Raw genomic sequence first — 16,415 nt, forward strand, 5'->3', positions numbered from 1 at the left:
GTTACGTCATGCGACTCTTGGCGAGCGGCGGATTCGCCGCGAAATAGCGCTTGATGCCGCTCAGGATCGCGTTGGCCATCCTGTCGCGATAGGCGTCGTCGTTCAGGCGCCGCTCTTCGTCCGGGTTGCTGATGAACGCGGTCTCGACGAGGATCGACGGAATGTCCGGCGCCTTCAGCACCGCGAAGCCGGCCTGCTCGACCGAGCCCTTGTGCAGCTTGTTGATGTCGCCGATTTCCTTCAGCACGAAATTGCCGTAGCGCATCGAGTCGCGAATCTGCGCGGTGGTCGACATATCGAACAGCGCGCGGTTCACGGTCGCATCGGCCGATTTGACGTTGATGCCGCCGATCGAGTCCGACGAGTTTTCCTTGTTCGCCATCCAGCGCGCGGCCGCGCTCGACGCGCCATGCTCCGATAGCGCGAATACCGACGAGCCCTTCGCCTCGGGCGTCGTGAACGCATCGGCGTGGATCGACACGAACAGGTCCGCGCCGACGCGGCGCGCCTTCTGCACACGTACGTTGAGCGGCACGAAGAAGTCGGCGTCGCGCGTCATCATCGAGCGCATGTTCGGCTGCGCGTCGATCTTTGCGCGCAGCTTCTTCGCGATGTCGAGCGCGATGTGCTTCTCGTACGTGCCCGCGCCGCCGATCGCGCCAGGGTCCTCGCCGCCGTGACCCGGATCGATCGCAACCGTGAGCAGGCGCACGGTGTTGCTGCGGCCCGATTTCGGCGTGCTGAACGCGTAGGTGTCGTCGCTGCCGCCAAGGGTGTCGTTGTCGTTGCCGAGACCGTGGGCGGCGCTGCTGCCGTTGGTGTTGCCCCCCTTGTTGCGGGCGATCGCGGTGGGCGGTGCGGAAGGCGCGGCCGGCGTTGCCTGCCGGCCGGCGATAACCGGCGCGGACGGCGGCGTCGCGCCATGCGCGGGCGGATGCGGCACGCCAGCGGCGCCATTGCCGGCGCTTGTGCCCGCGCCGCCGTTCTGCGCATAGCGCTCGAAGAACGCCTCGCTGTTGTCGGCGGGCGGCGTGGTGCCGGGCCCGGCGAGCGCTGCGGGCGGTGCGCTGTTTTCCTCGTTGAGGGCCTGCTGCTTGCGCTCGGTCTGCGCGAGCAGGTCCATCAGCGGATCGGGCGCGACGGCCGGATACAGATCGAACACGAGCCGGTACTTGTACGCGCCGACCGGTTGCAGGGTGAACACCTGCGGCTTCACCGAACCCTTCAGATCGAACACCATACGCACGACGTGCGGCTGATATTGCCCGACCCGCACCGACGAAATTTGCGGATCGTTCGGTGTGATCTTGGAGACGAGGTCCTTGAGCGCCTGATCGAGATCGAGACCGCTTAGATCGACGACGAGCCGGTCCGGTCCCTGCAGCAGTTGCTGCGTGTTCTGCAGCGGCTGATCGGATTCGATCGTCACGCGCGTGTAGTCGCGCGCGGGCCATACGCGCACGCCGAGCACCGAGCTCGCGAAGGCGAGACGCGGCGCGACGAGGCCGAGCACCAGCGTGGACGCGCCTGCCCGCAGAATCTGCCGGCGTCGCCAGTTATGCGTGGCGCCCGCGGCGGATTCGATCGAGTGGAACGGTTTGATCAACATCTTTCGAGACATGCCTTTCCTGATTCGCTATATGCCCGTGCGACGAGTACGCGTGCGTCTCCGTCACCGTCGAGCGCAAGCGAGAAGACGAGATCCGGGATGCCGAGCAGCGGGCCCGCGCGTTGCGGCCATTCGACGAGGCAGACCGCGCCGCTGTCGAAATATTCGCGAAAGCCTGCATCGGCCCATTCGGCCGGATCGCTGAATCTGTACAGATCGAAGTGATAGAGCGCGAGTTCCCCATGAGTTCGTTCGAGCACATAGGGTTCGACGAGCGTATAGGTGGGACTGCGCACGCGGCCGGTGTGGCCGAGGCCGCGCAAGGTCGCGCGCACGAGCGTGGTTTTGCCTGCGCCGAGGTCGCCGATGAGCTGCACCTGCAGACCGTGGAATGCCTGGCTGCTTGCCGCGTTGTTTGCCGCTTCGGGCTCCCGTGCCGACAGCGGTGCCTGCTGCACCCGCCGTTGCGCTGCTTCACGCACGCCTTCGATGGCCCGCGCGAAACGCTCGCCGAACGCGTGCGTGGCGGCTTCGTCCGCGAGCGCGAAGGCGCGTTCGAGCAGGACGGGAGCGGATGGCAGGTGCGCGTGATCGGGATTGGCAGGCATTCTCGTAAAATGGCGTGATGAACCGAAGTTCGACGTCCCCTGTTTCATGCGAGCCCGCATCGGTCGATGCCGGGCCGGTCGCGCATGCGCTCGATGCGGCGGCGCTGCATGCGCTCGCGTTCGACATCAAGACGTGGGGCCGCGAGCTCGGTTTCGGGGCGATCGGCATCAGCGACACCGATCTTTCCGCCGCTGAAGCGCCGCTTGCAGCGTGGCTGGAAGCAGGGTGCCACGGCGAGATGGATTATATGGCGAAACACGGCATGAAACGCGCGAGGCCGGCCGAGCTTGTGGCCGGAACGCGACGTGTGATTACCGCGCGCATCGCTTATCTGCCCGCCTCGACGCTCAGTGGCGAGGCCTCTGAACGTGCGCTGGAAGGTGTGTCGGAAGGTGCGCGTGGGGGTGCGCATGAACACGCTTCCGAAAGCTCGCCGCAAGACGCCGTGCGCCCGGGCAACTGGCGCGCGGCCGAGCATGCGCGGCTCGCGGACCCGTCGGCGGCGGTGGTGTCGGTCTATGCGCGCGGCCGCGACTATCACAAGGTGATGCGTCAACGCCTGCAACAATTGGCCGATAGAATCGAAGCGGCAATCGGGCCGTTCGGCTATCGCGTGTTCACCGATTCGGCGCCGGTGCTCGAAGTCGAGCTGGCGCAGAAGGCGGGCATCGGCTGGCGCGGCAAGCATACGTTGCTGTTACAACGTGACGCGGGCTCGCTGTTTTTTCTCGGCGAAATCTACGTCGACGTCGCGCTGCCGACCGATGCCGAAACCTCGCCCGAGGTCGCGCCCGAAACGCCGGGCTCGCATTGCGGCAGTTGCTCGCGTTGCCTCGATGCGTGCCCGACCGGCGCGATCGTCGCACCTTACAAGGTCGATGCGCGCCGCTGCATCTCGTATCTGACGATCGAACTGAAGGGCCGGATTCCCCTCGACCTGCGTCCGCTGATCGGCAATCGTGTCTATGGCTGCGACGATTGCCAGCTCGTGTGTCCGTGGAACAAGTTCGCGCAGGCCGCGCCGGTCGCCGATTTCGACGTGCGGCACGGGCTCGATCGCGCGTCGCTCACCGAGCTGTTCGCATGGAGCGCGGACGAATTCGATACGCGCATGCAGGGCAGTGCGATTCGCCGCATCGGCTACGAGAGCTGGCTGCGCAATCTCGCGGTGGGGATGGGCAACGCGTTGCGCGCGGCGCCGCAGAGTCTCGGCGAAAAGGCGCGCGCGGAGATCGTCGCGGCATTGCGGGCGCGTGCCGGCGATCCTTCCGACATCGTGCGCGAGCACGTGGAGTGGGCGCTCGAAGCGGCGTAGAGTAGCTGCAATTCGGTAGCTGCAATTCGGCAGCCGCAATTCGGCAGCCGCAATTCGGCAGCCGCAATTCGCGGCGGCGGGGCGCTGTGCGGGTTTTTTCATTTGCGCTCGCCGCTCAAGTTTTGAGCACGTTCTAGACGCTATTCTAGACAATGTCTAGAACTTTGCTCCCCCACGGAAGATCCAGATCGATGCTTGACGTCTCTGGAATCGCCTCCTTGATGTAGATCTCCGTCGTCTGCGCGCTCGTGTGCGCGAGGCGCGTCTGGATCGCTTCGCGGTGCTCGCCGCGTTTCGCCGCGTCGGTCGCGCCGATGGCCCGGATGTCCTTGAACTGCACGTCGAGCGTCACTTCGGCCTGCGCCTTCGCGCGGCGCCACATCGAATTCAATCCGCTCCTGGTGTACGGCGTGCCAACGCTGCGGCGGCGCAGGCAGGGGAACAGGCGATGGCTAATCGCGCGAAGGCTGACAAGGAGGCGGCCGCGCTCGCGCCCGGTGAGCTCGGCCGAGCTCGACAAGCTCGGCGCGCTCAGAAAGGACCAGCAATCATGAAAATCGTACGGGTGCTTCTCGCGGCGGTTCTGTCAGGGTGCGCTATCCAGCAGCCTGTTCAGCTACCGTCGGCGCCGATCGTTCCAACGAAAATCGTCGACAAAGGTTGCGAGTGGGTGAAGTTCATCACGGCAAGTGCTGACGATACGGAGGCGACGAAACGGCAGATCATCGCCCACGATCAAGCCTTCGTCGCGAACTGTCCTGATGCAGCTCCCGGCTCAGATTAACTGCGACTGAGCTTGCAATCCACCGACACCGGCGCAACCAGCCGATTGCAAGCTCCTGCAGTTAGTCGTCAAGCCTTTGTCGGTATCGGGCGATGCACCGGCGGTAGATCAGGATAGCTGCCACGAACGCAAACACGGTGCCAGCTGATGAAATGAAGAATGCCAGATCAACTTCGTCAGATGCGGTTTTGCACTTGAATTTCAGAAGCAGGAAGTTCCAGACCGGATTTGAAAAATTCAAGGGGGTGTCTGGATGTGTGGCCCACCAGTATGCGTTGGCGAAAATGGCAACCACCAGACATGCAGCAATCGCTATGCAAACCAGAACCCTTTTCATTTCACGGTCAGCTCCCCGTACGCTTTGAGCTGCGACCCAGGAACAGCCAGCTTGGGTGTATCAGTGAGAATTGCACGGATCCGATGCCAGTCACCAAGATTCTCAATCGTCACGCAACCTTCGCTTTTTCCTACTCGGCCTTTGGGGTGCAGTCTGAAATTACCACGCAGGATACCGTCGCAAATAACGTGGTCATCATCAATACTCCCATCGATCGCATAAAGGGAAAACCACTCACTCTTGTTATTGCCATTCAGGTTTAACCAGTCCATCAGAGGGCCTACTGTCCCGCCTGACTTTCTATCAAAAATATAGTATCTGCCGACGGGAATTGCGCCATAGTTCGGTGTGCATGACAGGGATGCTTCATTGATATGACTGCCTTGGCCCGAAAAAGCATCAAATTTCAGGGCGCCAATCTCGAACTTACTCATTGGCTTACCGCTCAATCTAAAGGTGCATTGAAGCATGGGCTCTCCGAATCGACTATTCAGCGGAAAATCTGAATAATCATGTTATGTAGGAGGGCGCATGATCGTCCACATCTATCTGCGGGGCTTGCAATCGGCTGGTCGCAAATAATGTGAGCCGGTGTCGATGGATTGCAAGCCGACGTGGATGATTGCAAGCTCACAGGATCACCCGCACTGGGGGTTGCGATACGTTGCAACATCGTGGACAACTGTCAACGAAGGCTGCGGGAGGTCAGTTGGTGTTAGCCAATATGCATCACGTGGCTAGTGGAAGAGGTATACCCGCATCGAGCACGAGGACGGTACGGCCCTCCATATCAGGGAACACGAGGACGAAACCGTTCAGGTGTTTATCGGAAATACCGTTGGTTATTCTACCGGCGCGGGTTTCTAGCAATTTCAGAATCGGTACACGTTTGCTGCGGCTTATGAACTGAGTGACCAACCGCCGTAGCCAGTGCCAAATCGCGAGAGCCCTTATTTAAGCGCCCAGCCAGCACGCCCGCTGTAGTGGCGCAGGAGTGCTCTCAATGGCGGAAAAGTGTCTAGAACCAACGGCGTATACTCTAGCGTAACGCGGTTTTCGGTCGCTTAAAAAATAGGCGGATTCTAGACGGGGTTTGCCGACCACCTTTTCCAGCAAAGCTTTGCTGGGAGTGCATTCCGGCATGGGGTGCTGGTCTGCTACATGGCGGGCGCGCCATGCAAACCTGCGGCGCGGGCGTGCTGCTTGCGCCGTGCCGCGCGTCATGCAATCCTTCAGGCCGCGCGAATGAGGAGCAGGCAATCATGTTCAACGCAGTGATCGATGCGCCGTTCGGCAAGGTCGGCATCCGTCTCGAAGGCGAGGCCGTGCGCGAGATCGTCTATCTGCCGCAGTCGACGCGCAATATCGCGCCCGATACGCCGCTCGCGCGCGAGGCCGCCGCGCAGATCGAGCGTTACTTCGAGCAGGCATCCGCGCCGTTCGAGTTGCCGCTCGCCGCATGCGGCAGCGCGTTCCAGCGGCGCGTGTGGCAGGCGATCAGCGAGATTCCGCCCGGCGTCGTGCTGACCTATGGACAGCTCGCCAAACAGTTGGGTAGCGTGCCGCGCGCGGTCGGCCAGGCGTGCGGCTCGAATTTCTTTCCGATCGTGATTCCGTGTCACCGCGTCGTGAGTGCGAGCGGGATCGGCGGATTCGCGCATCATGCGGGCGACGGTTTCTTTCGCAACGTGAAGCGCTGGCTGCTCGCGCATGAGGGTGTTCCGTACGCATGAGCATGACCGATACCGACATTTCCACCGATATCGCGGCGGTCGCACCGGCCGCCGCGCATACCGGCGACGCGGCGAACGCGTCGCCGCTGCTCGTCACGAGCGGCGCGTCGATCGACGCATTCTGCGACGCGCTGTGGCTCGAACATGGCCTGTCGCGCAACACGCTCGACGCGTATCGCCGCGATCTGCGGCTCTTCTGCGAATGGCTCGCGCACGCGCGCAACGCGTCGCTCGATACCGCGAGCGAGGCCGACCTGACCGCCTACAGCGCGGTGCGGCAGAAGGACAAGGCGACCTCGGCGAACCGGCGGCTCTCGGTGTTTCGCCGCTATTACGCGTGGGCGGTGCGCGAGCATCGCGCGGCCGTCGATCCGACGCTGCGCATCCGCTCGGCGAAACAGCCGCCGCGTTTTCCGTCCACGCTGAGCGAGGCGCAGGTCGAAGCACTGCTCGGCGCGCCCGATATCGACACGTCGCTCGGCTTGCGCGATCGCACGATGCTCGAACTGATGTACGCGAGCGGCCTGCGCGTCACCGAGCTCGTCACGCTGAAGAGCGTGGAAGTGAGCCTGAACGACGGCGTCGTGCGCGTGACCGGTAAGGGCTCGAAAGAGCGCCTGATTCCGTTCGGCGAAGAGGCGCACGCGTGGATCGCGCGTTATCTGCGCGACGCGCGCCCGGCGCTGCTCGGCGCGCGCGCGGCGGACGCGCTGTTCGTCACGACGCGCGCGGAAGGCATGACGCGCCAGCAGTTCTGGAACATCATCAAGCGGCACGCGCAGGCGGCCGGCGTGCATGCGCCGTTGTCGCCGCATACGCTGCGGCACGCGTTCGCGACGCATCTGCTCAATCACGGCGCGGATTTGCGCGTCGTGCAACTGCTGCTCGGCCATACCGATATCTCGACCACGCAGATCTACACGCACGTCGCGCGCGAGCGGTTGAAGTCGCTGCATGCGCAGCATCATCCGCGCGGGTGAGGTTTGGCGATCGCGGTGGTAGGGTCGCGAGTCGCGCGCGGCGGCAAGCGCCGGAATTTCGCTGATGCGCGCGGGCAGGGCGGCGAGCAACGCGGCAATGTCGATCGTGGAACGGATGGATGAAACCGGATTCAACGCTGTCTCCTCACGCCAGCCTGATTCCGAACGATCGTGCCACAGCCGCTGGACCCGCACAATTGGCCGTTCGGCAAATAGCCGTCGCGCGGACTCGCCATTACAATGCGCCGATGAGCAAATCCAGACACGTCTCCGAAACGCCGGCCACACAGCTGTTGCGCCGCCACGGCGTCACCTTCGGCGAGCATCCTTACGACTATGTCGAGCACGGCGGCACCGGCGAATCGGCGCGCCAGCTCGGCGTGGACGAGCATCATGTCGTGAAGACGCTCGTGATGGAAGACGAGCATGCGAAGCCGCTGATCGTGCTGATGCACGGCGACCGCACCGTGAGCACGAAGAACCTCGCGCGGCAGATCGGTGCGAAGCGCGTCGAGCCGTGCAAGCCCGACGTCGCGAGCCGGCATTCGGGTTATCTGATCGGCGGCACGTCGCCGTTCGGCACGCGCAAGCCGATGCCGGTGTACGTCGAGTCGAGCATTCTCGAGATGGACCGGATCTGGCTGAACGGCGGGCGGCGCGGCTTTCTCGTCTGCATCGAGCCGAAGGTGCTCACCGAATTGCTGGCGGCGCAGCCGGTGCAGTGCGCGAGTGTCGACTGATTTTTCAGGCGACGCCGGCCTGAATGTTGGCCGGACTGTTTTTCGCGCGGACGCGTTCGGTAGAATGTGCGCCTCCCTGTTTCGACGGGCATGCCCTGATGCGGTTGGGGTGTCGAGTGTCAGACCGCGATCCTTATAAGAGTCCCACATGCAAAATGTGATCGTTGCTGTCGTTGCCTATCTGATCGGTTCGCTGTCGTTCGCTGTGATCGTGAGCGCCGCGATGGGTCTCGACGACCCGCGTTCGTACGGCTCGGGCAACCCCGGCGCCACCAACGTGCTGCGCAGCGGCAGCAAGAAGGCGGCGATTCTCACGCTGATCGGCGACGCGTTCAAGGGCTGGCTGCCGGTCTGGTTCGTCGTGCATGTCGGCTCGCGTTACGGGCTCGACGACAAGTCGGTGGCAATTGCGTCGCTCGCCGTGTTTCTCGGGCACCTGTATCCGGTTTTCTTCCGCTTCAAGGGCGGCAAGGGCGTGGCGACCGCGGCCGGCGTGCTGCTCGCGATCAACCCGACGCTCGGCGTCGCCACGCTGCTGACCTGGCTGATCGTCGCGTTCTTCACGCGCTATTCGTCGCTCGCGGCGCTGTGCTCGGCGGTGTTCGCGCCGCTCTTCTACGTGTTCCTGTTCGGGCCGCGCATCGTCGCGCTGGCGGTGCTCGTGATGAGCGCGCTGCTCGTCTGGCGCCATCGAGGCAATATCGCGAAGCTGATGCGCGGGCAGGAGAGCCGGATCGGCGACAAGAAGAAGGCGGCGAGCCCGGCGGCGGGGAACGATCTTTGAGGCGGGGTTGAGTGGCCGCGGTGGTTTGACGTCCGCTTTTTGACGTCCGCTTCGGCGCGCAAGTCGTCGCGGATGCAAGGCTTTCCGATGTTTCCGATACCGCGGCGGCGGAGGCCGTCCGGGCGCTGGCGCGAGGCTTGCCGCCAGCCCCGCGCAAACCTCGCCGCCTAGTCGCCTAGTCGCGGAAATTGTTGAAGTCGAGCGGCGTGTCGGTCACGTCCTTGCGCAGCAGCGCGATCACGCTTTGCAGATCGTCGCGCTTGCCGCCGGTCACGCGCACCGCGTCGCCCTGAATGCTCGCCTGCACCTTGATCTTGCTGTCCTTCACGATGCGCACGATTTTCTTCGACAGATCGCCGGACACGCCCTTCTTGATCTTGATGACCTGCTTGACCTTGTCGCCGCCGATCTTCTCGATCTTGCCGTAGTCGAGAAAGCGCACGTCGACATTGCGCTTGGCCATTTTCGACAGCAGCACGTCTTTCACCTGGCCGAGCTTGAAGTCGTCGTCGGCGAAGGCGGTGAGTTCGTTTTCCTTGTGCTCGACGCGCGCGTCGGAGCCCTTGAAGTCGAAGCGCGTGGAAATTTCCTTGTTGGACTGTTCGATCGCGTTCTTGACTTCGATCATGTTCGCTTCGCAGACGACGTCAAACGATGGCATTGCATTCTCCCAATAGTGCGGCGGTGCGCGACGCGGCCGGTCGGCTGCTCGCGGGGCACTCGCTATAATCACGGACCGGACGTCATTTTACCGACGCCGCTCCCTTTTGCCCAAGGCCGCCGCGCGGTGTCGCGAGAGCGGCCGATCCGGCGCCGGACGGCGCTACTTTGTCGCCAGTCGACGTTTCCCCTGATTTTCGCTCCGATGTCCCGATCCGATTCCGCCGCCGGTTCCGTAGCTGCTTCTGCCGCCGTTTCTGTGGCGGCATCCGCCGATGCCGTTGCCGATTCCGCCGCGCTTCTCGCCGACTATTCGCTGAAGGCGCACAACACGTTCGGCTTCGATGTGCGTGCGCGGTTTGCCTGCGTGATCGAGCGCGAGCCGCAACTGCTGGCCGCGGTGCGCGATCCGCGCGTCGCCGGCTTGCCGCGCCTCGTGCTCGGCGGCGGCAGCAACGTCGTGCTGACCGGCGACTTCGCCGGGCTCGTGCTGCTGGTGGCGCTGCGCGGCCGCCGCGTCGTGCGCGAGGATCAGGACGCCTGGTACGTCGAAGCCGCCGGCGGCGAGCCGTGGCACGAGTTCGTCGCGTGGACGTTGGCGCAGGGGCTGCCCGGCCTCGAGAATCTCGCGCTGATTCCGGGCACGGTCGGCGCGGCGCCGATCCAGAACATCGGCGCATACGGGCTGGAAATGTGCGAGCACTTCGTGTCGCTGCGGGCGATCGAGCTGGCGACCGGCGAAGCGATCGAACTCGATGCGCAGGCGTGCCGTTTCGGCTACCGCGACAGTTTCTTCAAGCGGGAAGGGCGCGAGCGTTTCGTGATTACCTCGGTGACGTTCCGTTTGCCGAAGCACTGGCAACCGCGCGCCGGCTACGCGGATCTGGCGCGCGAGCTGGCGGCGCAAGGCTATGAGGTCAGCGCCGAGACGGCCGGCGGCGTGCGCCCGCAGCCGACCGCGCAGGCGATCTTCGACGCGGTGGTCGCGGTGCGGCGCGCAAAGCTGCCCGATCCGCTGCAACTCGGCAACGCGGGCAGCTTCTTCAAGAATCCGGTGATCGAAGCGGCGCAATTCGATGCGCTCAAGCGCCGCGAGCCCGACGTCGTGTCTTATCCGCAGCCCGATGGCCGGGTGAAGCTGGCCGCGGGCTGGCTGATCGACCGATGCGGCTGGAAAGGCCGTGCGATGGGGGCGGCGGCCGTGCACGACCGGCAGGCGCTCGTGCTCGTCAATCGCGGCGGCGCGAGCGGCGCACAGGTGCTGGCGCTCGCGCGGGCGATCCAGCGCGACGTCCTCGAACAATTTGGCGTGGAACTGGAGGCGGAACCGGTGTGCCTGTGACGCGCGGTTTCGGGTTTTGTCGAGGCGGAAATAAAAAAAGCGCCGGGCGTGTTGTCCCGGCGCTTTTTTGTTTCTGGCTTCAGTCGTGCCGCTGCGTGGGCGCTTGCGACGCCCCGGACGCATGCCGGGCGTGACGCCGGCGGCGGATGCCTTGCCTCGTATTCAAGGCCCCGTCGCGCTTGCGCCCATGCTCAGTGGTTGAGCTTGCCGAGCAGCAGGAATTCCATCAGCGCCTTTTGCACGTGCAGACGGTTTTCCGCCTCGTCCCACACCACGCTCTGCGGACCGTCGATCACTTCCGCGCTGACTTCCTCGCCGCGGTGGGCGGGCAGGCAGTGCATGAAGAGCGCGTCCGGATGCGCGCGCGCCATCATGTCGGCATCGACGCACCAGTCAGCAAAGGCTTGCTTGCGTGCCTCGTTTTCGGCCTCGAAGCCCATGCTGGTCCAGACGTCGGTCGTCACGAGGTCGGCGCCCGCGCAGGCCTCGTTCGGATCGTCGAATTCTTCGTAGAACGGCGCGCTTTCGGCGGCGACGAGCGCGTGGTCGACCTTGTAGCCCGGCGGCGTGGACACGCGCAGCTTGAAGCCGAGAATCTGCGCGGCTTCGATCCACGTGTAGAGCATGTTGTTCGCGTCGCCGACCCAGGCGACCGTCTTGCCGCGGATCGGGCCGCGATGCTCGAAGTACGTGAAAATATCTGCGAGCACCTGGCACGGGTGGTATTCGTTGGTGAGCCCGTTGATGACCGGCACGCGCGAGTTGTCGGCAAAGCGCTGGAGGATGTCCTGGCCGAACGTGCGGATCATGATGATGTCGACCATGCGCGAAATGACCTGCGCGGCGTCTTCGATCGGCTCGCCGCGGCCAAGCTGCGTGTCGCGCGTGCTCATGAACACCGCGTGGCCACCTAGCTGGAAGATGCCCGCCTCGAACGACAGACGCGTGCGCGTCGAATTCTTTTCGAAGATCATCGCCAGCGTGCGGTCGTGCAGCGGGTGATAGGTCTCGTAGTTCTTGAATTTGCGTTTCAGGATGCGCGCGCGTTCGAGCACGTACTCGTAGTCTTCCAGCGAGAAATCCTTGAACTGCAGGTAGTGGCGAATTTTCTTGGCGGTCATAAAACAAATACGGCGGTCTCACCCGGCAGGGTTGCCGGACTGCGCCGCCGTCGTTTGGTGGTAACTCAATGCAGGATAAAGGATTTCTCCCCGTTTGACGAGTCGGCCAGAGGGCCGGGAGAGGGGTCTGAAAGCGTCTCGCGGACACCGCGGCGTGCCTGTGTGCGGTGCGGAAGAAGGTCCGCTGCGCTATAATCTCAGGGTTATCCCAAGCCCGGCAAGCCGATGTTCCGTATCGAGAAATACGGCGCAAACGCGGCTCGCAAGGTGCGGAAAGCCTGTCGCGGCGTGGCCGTCTTGGCAGGCGTCAAGGCGGTTCAGCCGGTTCCCGCAGCCGTTCTCGTGGTGGGTTCGTTAGTGTTTGCGTTTGCGTCAGCCTGCGTCGCAGGCGGTCGCAAGCGACTGCCGTGCATGCCGTCCGCGGCGAGTCCGGGCGCACGGCCGGTGCATCGCCGGTTTGCCGTCATCCGCTGGGCAGTTACACAGGTATTCCTACATGGCCGAAGCAGCTCCAATCGAATATTTCATTCAGGGCATCACGTCGACCGGAAAAAAGTTTCGGCCGAGCGACTGGTCGGAGCGGCTCGCGGGCGTGATGTCGTCCTTTGGGCCCGGTGTGAGGAAGGGGCCGAACGCCTATATGCAGTACTCGCTGTACGTTCGGCCGACCATGGTCGGCGACCTCAAATGCGTGATTCTCGATTCGCGCCTGCGCGACATCGAGCCGATGGCTTTCGACTTCGTGCTCAATTTCGCGAAAGACAACGACCTCGTCGTGACCGAGGCCTGCGAACTGGAACTCGAGCACGCGCCGCCCCCGCAAGCCAAGCGTCACGTGATCTGAGGCAGGCTGACCGGTCGGTCGAGGCAAAAACAAAAACCCGCGAGTAGCGGGTTTTTTTACGGCCAGGCATTGCGAGGCATTGCGGCCGGGCGGGGCCAAACTCGGTGTGTTTGCCGGAACGTGGGCGCAAACGGCCCGTGCGAAACAAAAAAGCCCGCCAAAGCGGGCTTCTCGTGCAGCGGAAACAGGAGGTGGCCCACCGAAGCGGGCCGACCGGAATTACTGCGCTGCGGGCGCTTGCAGACCCTTGACGGCTGCAGCGAGGCGGCTCTTGTGGCGAGCTGCCTTGTTCTTGTGAATGATGTTCTTGTCGGCGATGATGTCGATGGTCTTCGACGATGCCTTGAAGATTTCAGCGGCCTTAGCCTGGTCGCCTGCGTCGATTGCCTTGCGGACAGCCTTGATAGCCGTGCGGAACTTCGAGCGCAGTGCCGAGTTGTGCGAGTTTGCCTTCGCGGCCTGGCGGGCGCGCTTGCGTGCTTGTGCGGAGTTAGCCATGACGGTTCCTTATCCTGTTCCTGTTTCCAGTACCCGCCATTCGTGTGGCGAGGTGCTGCTTCTCGATCCGAACCCCTGGAAGCGATTGCCCAAGGGCGCAAAAGTGTCGAAAAAATCGATCGAACTACGCGAAGGCGGGCCCGTGTTTCGGGTTGTTCCGGCGGATTGACGGGTGGCGTGGCGCCAACCCGAGAATCTTGTCCGAAAAACCGTTCGAAAACTGAGCGAGCTTCGAAACCGACGATTATAGCAACAAAATCAGGCACGTGGCAACGACAATGCGTGACTGTGCAACAGCGGCCGGCGTGGTGTCATGCCGGAAACCTATGCTTCGGGCGCTGGCCTTATGAAACCGCAGAGGAAAGGGCGAAGCGCTGGCCGTATGCGCCAGGCCTGAACAGAGAACCGAACCGGGAGGCTCATCCATCCGACTCGCCGGCAAAATCCGCCGCGTCGAGCCGGAAAAAGCACAGAAAAGTACGAAAAACAACGCTTTGCAGCCCATTGCCGCGAACGTCCTCGCGGCAAATCGGTCCGAATCGCGTTCCGGCTCGTCGTCCGCATTTGCGGCACCCGTATAATAAGCGCCCCATGAATCTATTCCGAGCCCTGCTGACGGTCAGCGGCTTCACGCTGCTGTCGCGCGTGACCGGACTGGCCCGTGAAACGCTGATCGCCCGTGCGTTCGGTGCCAGTCAATACACTGACGCGTTCTACGTCGCCTTTCGCATTCCCAACCTGCTGCGCCGGATTTCCGCCGAGGGCGCGTTCTCGCAGGCCTTCGTGCCGATCCTCGCGGAGTTCAAGAACCAGCAAGGCCACGACGCCACCAAGGCACTCGTCGACGCGACCTCGACCGTGCTCGCGTGGGCGCTCGCCGTGCTGTCGGTGCTCGGCGTGCTCGGCGCGTCGGGCGTTGTGTTCGTGGTCGCATCGGGCCTTGCGCACGAGGGCCACGCGTACGATCTCGCGGTCGCGATGACGCGCATCATGTTCCCGTACATCATCTTCATCTCGCTGACGTCGCTCGCGTCCGGCGTGCTGAACACGTACAAGAACTTCTCGCTGCCCGCGTTCGCGCCGGTGCTGCTGAACCTCGCCTTCATCGCGGCCGCGGTGTTCGTCGCGCCGCATCTGCAGACGCCGGTCTACGCGCTCGCGTGGGCGGTGATCGTCGGCGGCGTGCTGCAGTTCATCGTGCAGCTGCCGGGCCTGAAGAAGATCGACATGGTGCCGCGCATCGGCCTGAATCCGTTGCGCGCGCTCGCGCATCGCGGCGTGAAGCGGGTGCTCGCGAAGATGGTGCCGGCGATGTTCGCGGTGTCGGTTGCGCAGATCAGCCTCATCATCAACACGAACATCGCGTCGCACATCGGTCCGGGCGCGGTGTCGTGGATCAACTACGCCGACCGGCTGATGGAGTTTCCGACCGCGCTGCTCGGTGTCGCGCTCGGCACGATTCTGCTGCCGAGCCTCTCGAAGGCGCATGTCGACGCCGATTCGCACGAGTATTCGTCGCTGCTCGACTGGGGGCTGCGCGTCACGTTCCTACTCGCGGCGCCGAGCGCGGTGGCGCTGTTCTTCTTCGCCGAGCCGCTGACCGCCGTGCTGTTCAACTACGGCAAGTTCGACGGCAACTCGGTCGTGATGGTGAGCCGCGCGCTCGCCGCCTATGGCGTTGGCCTGATCGGCCTGATCATGATCAAGATTCTCGCGCCGGGCTTCTACGCGAAGCAGGACATCAAGACGCCGGTGAGGATCGGCGTTGGCGTGCTGATCGTGACGCAGTTGAGCAATTACGTGTTCGTGCCGGTGTTCTCGCATGCGGGGCTGACGCTGAGCGTCGGGCTCGGTGCCTGCATGAACGCCTTGCTGCTGTTTATCGGTCTGCGCAAACGCGGCATTTACATGCCGTCGAGCGGCTGGCTCAGGTTTTTCGTGCAGTTGCTCGGCGCGTGTCTCGTGCTGGCCGGGGTGATGCGCTGGCTCGCGATCAGCTTCGACTGGATCGGCATGCATAGCCAGCCGCTCAACCGCATCGTGCTGCTCGGCGCATGCCTCGTGCTGTTCGCCGCGCTATATTTCGGTATGCTTTGGCTGATGGGCTTCAAGTACGCGTATTTCAAAAGGCGAGTGAAGTGATCACGATGACGCGGGTTCTCGATTATTTCAGCACGCTCGTCGCCGATGACGAAAGCCTGCCCTTGACCGAGACGGCGCTCTCGCTCGCGCAGGACGCCTATCCCGACCTCGATCTGCAGGCGGCGCTGTCCGAGCTCGATGAACTGGTGCTGCGTCTGCGGCGCCATATGCCCGAGGATGCCGACATCCGGCAGAAGGTCGGCGTGCTGAACCGGTTCTTTTTCCGCGAACTCGGTTTCGCCAGCAATCTCAACGATTATTACGACCCCGATAACAGCCATCTGAATGCGGTGCTGAAGCGCCGTCGCGGCATTCCGATTTCGCTCGCGGTGCTGTATCTGGAGATGGCCGAGCAGGTGGGTATTCCGGTGCGCGGCGTATCGTTTCCGGGCCACTTTCTGCTGCGCGTGACGACGCCCGACGGCGACGTGATGCTCGATCCGACCAACGGCCATTCGCTGTCCGAAGCGCAGATGGTCGAGATGCTCGAGCCGTACGTGGCGTCGGCCGGCGACTCGATCGGCCGCGCATTGCGCATGCTGCTGCAGCCGGCCACGCGCCGCGAGATCATCGCGCGGATGCTGCGCAATCTGAAGGCGATCTATCTGCAGACCGAGCGTTGGCAGCGGCTGCTCGCGGTGCAGCAGCGGCTCGTCATTCTGCTGCCGGACAATATCGAGGAAGTGCGCGATCGCGGTTTCGCGTATGCGCGGCTCGACTATCTGCGTCCCGCGCTCGAAGACCTCGAAAACTATCTCGGTGACCGCCCCGATGCGGAAGATGCCACGGTGGTCGAGTCGCAACTGCATGAGTTGCGGCAGCGCACGCGGCACGATGGCGGCGCATGACGGGGGCAGGGCGGCGCGCGCTGGCGCATAACAGCGCATAACGGCCGCGCGCGGTTTTAAGCCTGCATA

The 16,415-nt window shown here is 63.6% G+C and carries 19 protein-coding genes; 11 read left to right on the forward strand and 8 right to left on the reverse strand.

Annotated features, from left to right (window positions below):
- Position 1: 1 nt before the first annotated feature.
- Together F3J19_RS11480 and tsaE are read right to left on the reverse strand one after the other, a co-directional pair.
- Entirely contained in the window at positions 2 to 1,621 is a 1,620-nt protein-coding gene (locus F3J19_RS11480; RefSeq protein ID WP_167040988.1) for an N-acetylmuramoyl-L-alanine amidase, read from the reverse strand.
- The gene (gene tsaE, locus F3J19_RS11485; RefSeq protein WP_167040990.1) at positions 1,603 to 2,217 is read right to left on the reverse strand and encodes a tRNA (adenosine(37)-N6)-threonylcarbamoyltransferase complex ATPase subunit type 1 TsaE; all 615 of its coding nucleotides are present in this window, start codon (positions 2,215 to 2,217) and stop codon (positions 1,603 to 1,605) included. Before tsaE ends, F3J19_RS11480 begins: the two co-directional genes overlap by 19 nt.
- A gap of 17 nt (positions 2,218 to 2,234) precedes the next feature.
- Between tsaE and queG the strand changes: the two genes are divergently transcribed.
- A complete protein-coding gene (queG, locus tag F3J19_RS11490; RefSeq protein WP_167040993.1) occupies positions 2,235 to 3,533 on the forward strand; it encodes a tRNA epoxyqueuosine(34) reductase QueG in 1,299 nt (432 codons plus the stop codon).
- Positions 3,534 to 3,678: 145 nt separating this feature from the next.
- On the opposite strand, the gene F3J19_RS11495 is transcribed toward queG, so the two are convergent.
- Positions 3,679 to 4,053: a tyrosine-type recombinase/integrase gene (locus F3J19_RS11495; RefSeq protein ID WP_167040995.1), complete on the reverse strand. Its 375-nt coding sequence runs from the start codon at positions 4,051 to 4,053 to the stop codon at positions 3,679 to 3,681.
- Positions 4,054 to 4,083: 30 nt separating this feature from the next.
- On the opposite strand from F3J19_RS11495, the gene F3J19_RS11500 reads away from it, so the two are divergent.
- The gene (locus tag F3J19_RS11500) at positions 4,084 to 4,317 is read left to right on the forward strand and encodes a hypothetical protein (RefSeq protein ID WP_167040998.1); all 234 of its coding nucleotides are present in this window, start codon (positions 4,084 to 4,086) and stop codon (positions 4,315 to 4,317) included.
- A 61-nt stretch (positions 4,318 to 4,378) separates the two neighbouring features.
- Here F3J19_RS11500 and F3J19_RS11505 read toward each other — a convergent pair whose 3' ends face one another.
- Together F3J19_RS11505 and F3J19_RS11510 are read right to left on the reverse strand one after the other, a co-directional pair.
- Positions 4,379 to 4,654: a hypothetical protein gene (locus tag F3J19_RS11505; protein ID WP_167041000.1), complete on the reverse strand. Its 276-nt coding sequence runs from the start codon at positions 4,652 to 4,654 to the stop codon at positions 4,379 to 4,381.
- Positions 4,651 to 5,088: a DUF2778 domain-containing protein gene (locus tag F3J19_RS11510; RefSeq protein WP_240158891.1), complete on the reverse strand. Its 438-nt coding sequence runs from the start codon at positions 5,086 to 5,088 to the stop codon at positions 4,651 to 4,653. The genes F3J19_RS11505 and F3J19_RS11510 overlap by 4 nt, the downstream gene beginning before the upstream one ends.
- A gap of 828 nt (positions 5,089 to 5,916) precedes the next feature.
- On the opposite strand from F3J19_RS11510, the gene F3J19_RS11515 reads away from it, so the two are divergent.
- The 4 genes from F3J19_RS11515 (at position 5,917) to plsY (ending at position 8,891) form a co-directional block, all read left to right on the forward strand.
- Complete coding sequence (locus tag F3J19_RS11515; protein WP_167041005.1) at positions 5,917 to 6,387, forward strand: methylated-DNA--[protein]-cysteine S-methyltransferase; 471 nt, start codon at positions 5,917 to 5,919, stop codon at positions 6,385 to 6,387.
- 2 nt (positions 6,388 to 6,389) lie between these two features.
- A complete protein-coding gene (gene xerD, locus F3J19_RS11520) occupies positions 6,390 to 7,367 on the forward strand; it encodes a site-specific tyrosine recombinase XerD (RefSeq protein ID WP_205192753.1) in 978 nt (325 codons plus the stop codon).
- Positions 7,368 to 7,615: 248 nt separating this feature from the next.
- Positions 7,616 to 8,107, forward strand: coding sequence for a Cys-tRNA(Pro) deacylase (gene ybaK, locus F3J19_RS11525; RefSeq protein ID WP_167041007.1), 492 nt, complete (start codon positions 7,616 to 7,618; stop codon positions 8,105 to 8,107).
- A 148-nt stretch (positions 8,108 to 8,255) separates the two neighbouring features.
- Complete coding sequence (plsY, locus tag F3J19_RS11530) at positions 8,256 to 8,891, forward strand: glycerol-3-phosphate 1-O-acyltransferase PlsY (protein WP_167041010.1); 636 nt, start codon at positions 8,256 to 8,258, stop codon at positions 8,889 to 8,891.
- A gap of 175 nt (positions 8,892 to 9,066) precedes the next feature.
- Here the strand turns inward: plsY and F3J19_RS11535 are convergent, their stop codons facing one another.
- Positions 9,067 to 9,552 carry a YajQ family cyclic di-GMP-binding protein gene (locus F3J19_RS11535; RefSeq protein WP_167041012.1) on the reverse strand — a complete coding sequence of 162 codons (486 nt, stop codon included), beginning with the start codon at positions 9,550 to 9,552 and terminating at the stop codon, positions 9,067 to 9,069.
- Positions 9,553 to 9,756: 204 nt separating this feature from the next.
- Between F3J19_RS11535 and murB the strand changes: the two genes are divergently transcribed.
- Entirely contained in the window at positions 9,757 to 10,893 is a 1,137-nt protein-coding gene (gene murB / locus F3J19_RS11540; RefSeq protein ID WP_167041015.1) for a UDP-N-acetylmuramate dehydrogenase, read from the forward strand.
- Between the two features lie 191 nt (positions 10,894 to 11,084).
- Here murB and argF read toward each other — a convergent pair whose 3' ends face one another.
- Complete coding sequence (gene argF, locus F3J19_RS11545; RefSeq protein ID WP_167041017.1) at positions 11,085 to 12,014, reverse strand: ornithine carbamoyltransferase; 930 nt, start codon at positions 12,012 to 12,014, stop codon at positions 11,085 to 11,087.
- Positions 12,015 to 12,510: 496 nt separating this feature from the next.
- On the opposite strand from argF, the gene F3J19_RS11550 reads away from it, so the two are divergent.
- Complete coding sequence (locus tag F3J19_RS11550; protein WP_167041020.1) at positions 12,511 to 12,858, forward strand: DUF3579 domain-containing protein; 348 nt, start codon at positions 12,511 to 12,513, stop codon at positions 12,856 to 12,858.
- Positions 12,859 to 13,077: 219 nt separating this feature from the next.
- Here the strand turns inward: F3J19_RS11550 and rpsT are convergent, their stop codons facing one another.
- Positions 13,078 to 13,356, reverse strand: coding sequence for a 30S ribosomal protein S20 (rpsT, locus tag F3J19_RS11555; protein ID WP_167041022.1), 279 nt, complete (start codon positions 13,354 to 13,356; stop codon positions 13,078 to 13,080).
- Here rpsT and F3J19_RS11560 point away from each other — a divergent pair.
- The 3 genes from F3J19_RS11560 (at position 13,355) to F3J19_RS11570 (ending at position 16,346) form a co-directional block, all read left to right on the forward strand.
- Positions 13,355 to 13,525, forward strand: coding sequence for a hypothetical protein (locus F3J19_RS11560; protein ID WP_167041025.1), 171 nt, complete (start codon positions 13,355 to 13,357; stop codon positions 13,523 to 13,525). The genes rpsT and F3J19_RS11560 overlap by 2 nt on opposite strands.
- Positions 13,526 to 13,947: 422 nt before the next feature.
- Entirely contained in the window at positions 13,948 to 15,498 is a 1,551-nt protein-coding gene (gene murJ / locus F3J19_RS11565; RefSeq protein ID WP_167041026.1) for a murein biosynthesis integral membrane protein MurJ, read from the forward strand.
- Between the two features lie 5 nt (positions 15,499 to 15,503).
- Positions 15,504 to 16,346 carry a SirB1 family protein gene (locus F3J19_RS11570; protein ID WP_167041257.1) on the forward strand — a complete coding sequence of 281 codons (843 nt, stop codon included), beginning with the start codon at positions 15,504 to 15,506 and terminating at the stop codon, positions 16,344 to 16,346.
- The last annotated feature ends 69 nt before the right edge of the window (positions 16,347 to 16,415 follow it).

This window comes from Burkholderia sp. Ax-1724 (assembly GCF_011752995.1).
GTDB lineage: Bacteria > Pseudomonadota > Gammaproteobacteria > Burkholderiales > Burkholderiaceae > Paraburkholderia.

What these genes read in the sequence shown, in the direction of transcription:
- F3J19_RS11480 (WP_167040988.1), bottom strand. Translation starts at nt 1,621, where the DNA reads ATGTCTCGAAAGATGTTGATCAAACCGTTCCACTCGATCGAATCCGCC.
- plsY (WP_167041010.1), top strand. Translation starts at nt 8,256, where the DNA reads ATGCAAAATGTGATCGTTGCTGTCGTTGCCTATCTGATCGGTTCGCTG.
- rpsT (WP_167041022.1), bottom strand. Translation starts at nt 13,356, where the DNA reads ATGGCTAACTCCGCACAAGCACGCAAGCGCGCCCGCCAGGCCGCGAAG.
- F3J19_RS11500 (WP_167040998.1), top strand. Translation starts at nt 4,084, where the DNA reads ATGAAAATCGTACGGGTGCTTCTCGCGGCGGTTCTGTCAGGGTGCGCT.
- xerD (WP_205192753.1), top strand. Translation starts at nt 6,390, where the DNA reads ATGACCGATACCGACATTTCCACCGATATCGCGGCGGTCGCACCGGCC.
- murJ (WP_167041026.1), top strand. Translation starts at nt 13,948, where the DNA reads ATGAATCTATTCCGAGCCCTGCTGACGGTCAGCGGCTTCACGCTGCTG.
- F3J19_RS11550 (WP_167041020.1), top strand. Translation starts at nt 12,511, where the DNA reads ATGGCCGAAGCAGCTCCAATCGAATATTTCATTCAGGGCATCACGTCG.
- F3J19_RS11570 (WP_167041257.1), top strand. Translation starts at nt 15,504, where the DNA reads ATGACGCGGGTTCTCGATTATTTCAGCACGCTCGTCGCCGATGACGAA.
- argF (WP_167041017.1), bottom strand. Translation starts at nt 12,014, where the DNA reads ATGACCGCCAAGAAAATTCGCCACTACCTGCAGTTCAAGGATTTCTCG.
- F3J19_RS11560 (WP_167041025.1), top strand. Translation starts at nt 13,355, where the DNA reads ATGACGGTTCCTTATCCTGTTCCTGTTTCCAGTACCCGCCATTCGTGT.
- F3J19_RS11535 (WP_167041012.1), bottom strand. Translation starts at nt 9,552, where the DNA reads ATGCCATCGTTTGACGTCGTCTGCGAAGCGAACATGATCGAAGTCAAG.
- F3J19_RS11505 (WP_167041000.1), bottom strand. Translation starts at nt 4,654, where the DNA reads ATGAAAAGGGTTCTGGTTTGCATAGCGATTGCTGCATGTCTGGTGGTT.
- tsaE (WP_167040990.1), bottom strand. Translation starts at nt 2,217, where the DNA reads ATGCCTGCCAATCCCGATCACGCGCACCTGCCATCCGCTCCCGTCCTG.
- F3J19_RS11515 (WP_167041005.1), top strand. Translation starts at nt 5,917, where the DNA reads ATGTTCAACGCAGTGATCGATGCGCCGTTCGGCAAGGTCGGCATCCGT.
- F3J19_RS11510 (WP_240158891.1), bottom strand. Translation starts at nt 5,088, where the DNA reads ATGAGTAAGTTCGAGATTGGCGCCCTGAAATTTGATGCTTTTTCGGGC.
- queG (WP_167040993.1), top strand. Translation starts at nt 2,235, where the DNA reads ATGAACCGAAGTTCGACGTCCCCTGTTTCATGCGAGCCCGCATCGGTC.
- murB (WP_167041015.1), top strand. Translation starts at nt 9,757, where the DNA reads ATGTCCCGATCCGATTCCGCCGCCGGTTCCGTAGCTGCTTCTGCCGCC.
- ybaK (WP_167041007.1), top strand. Translation starts at nt 7,616, where the DNA reads ATGAGCAAATCCAGACACGTCTCCGAAACGCCGGCCACACAGCTGTTG.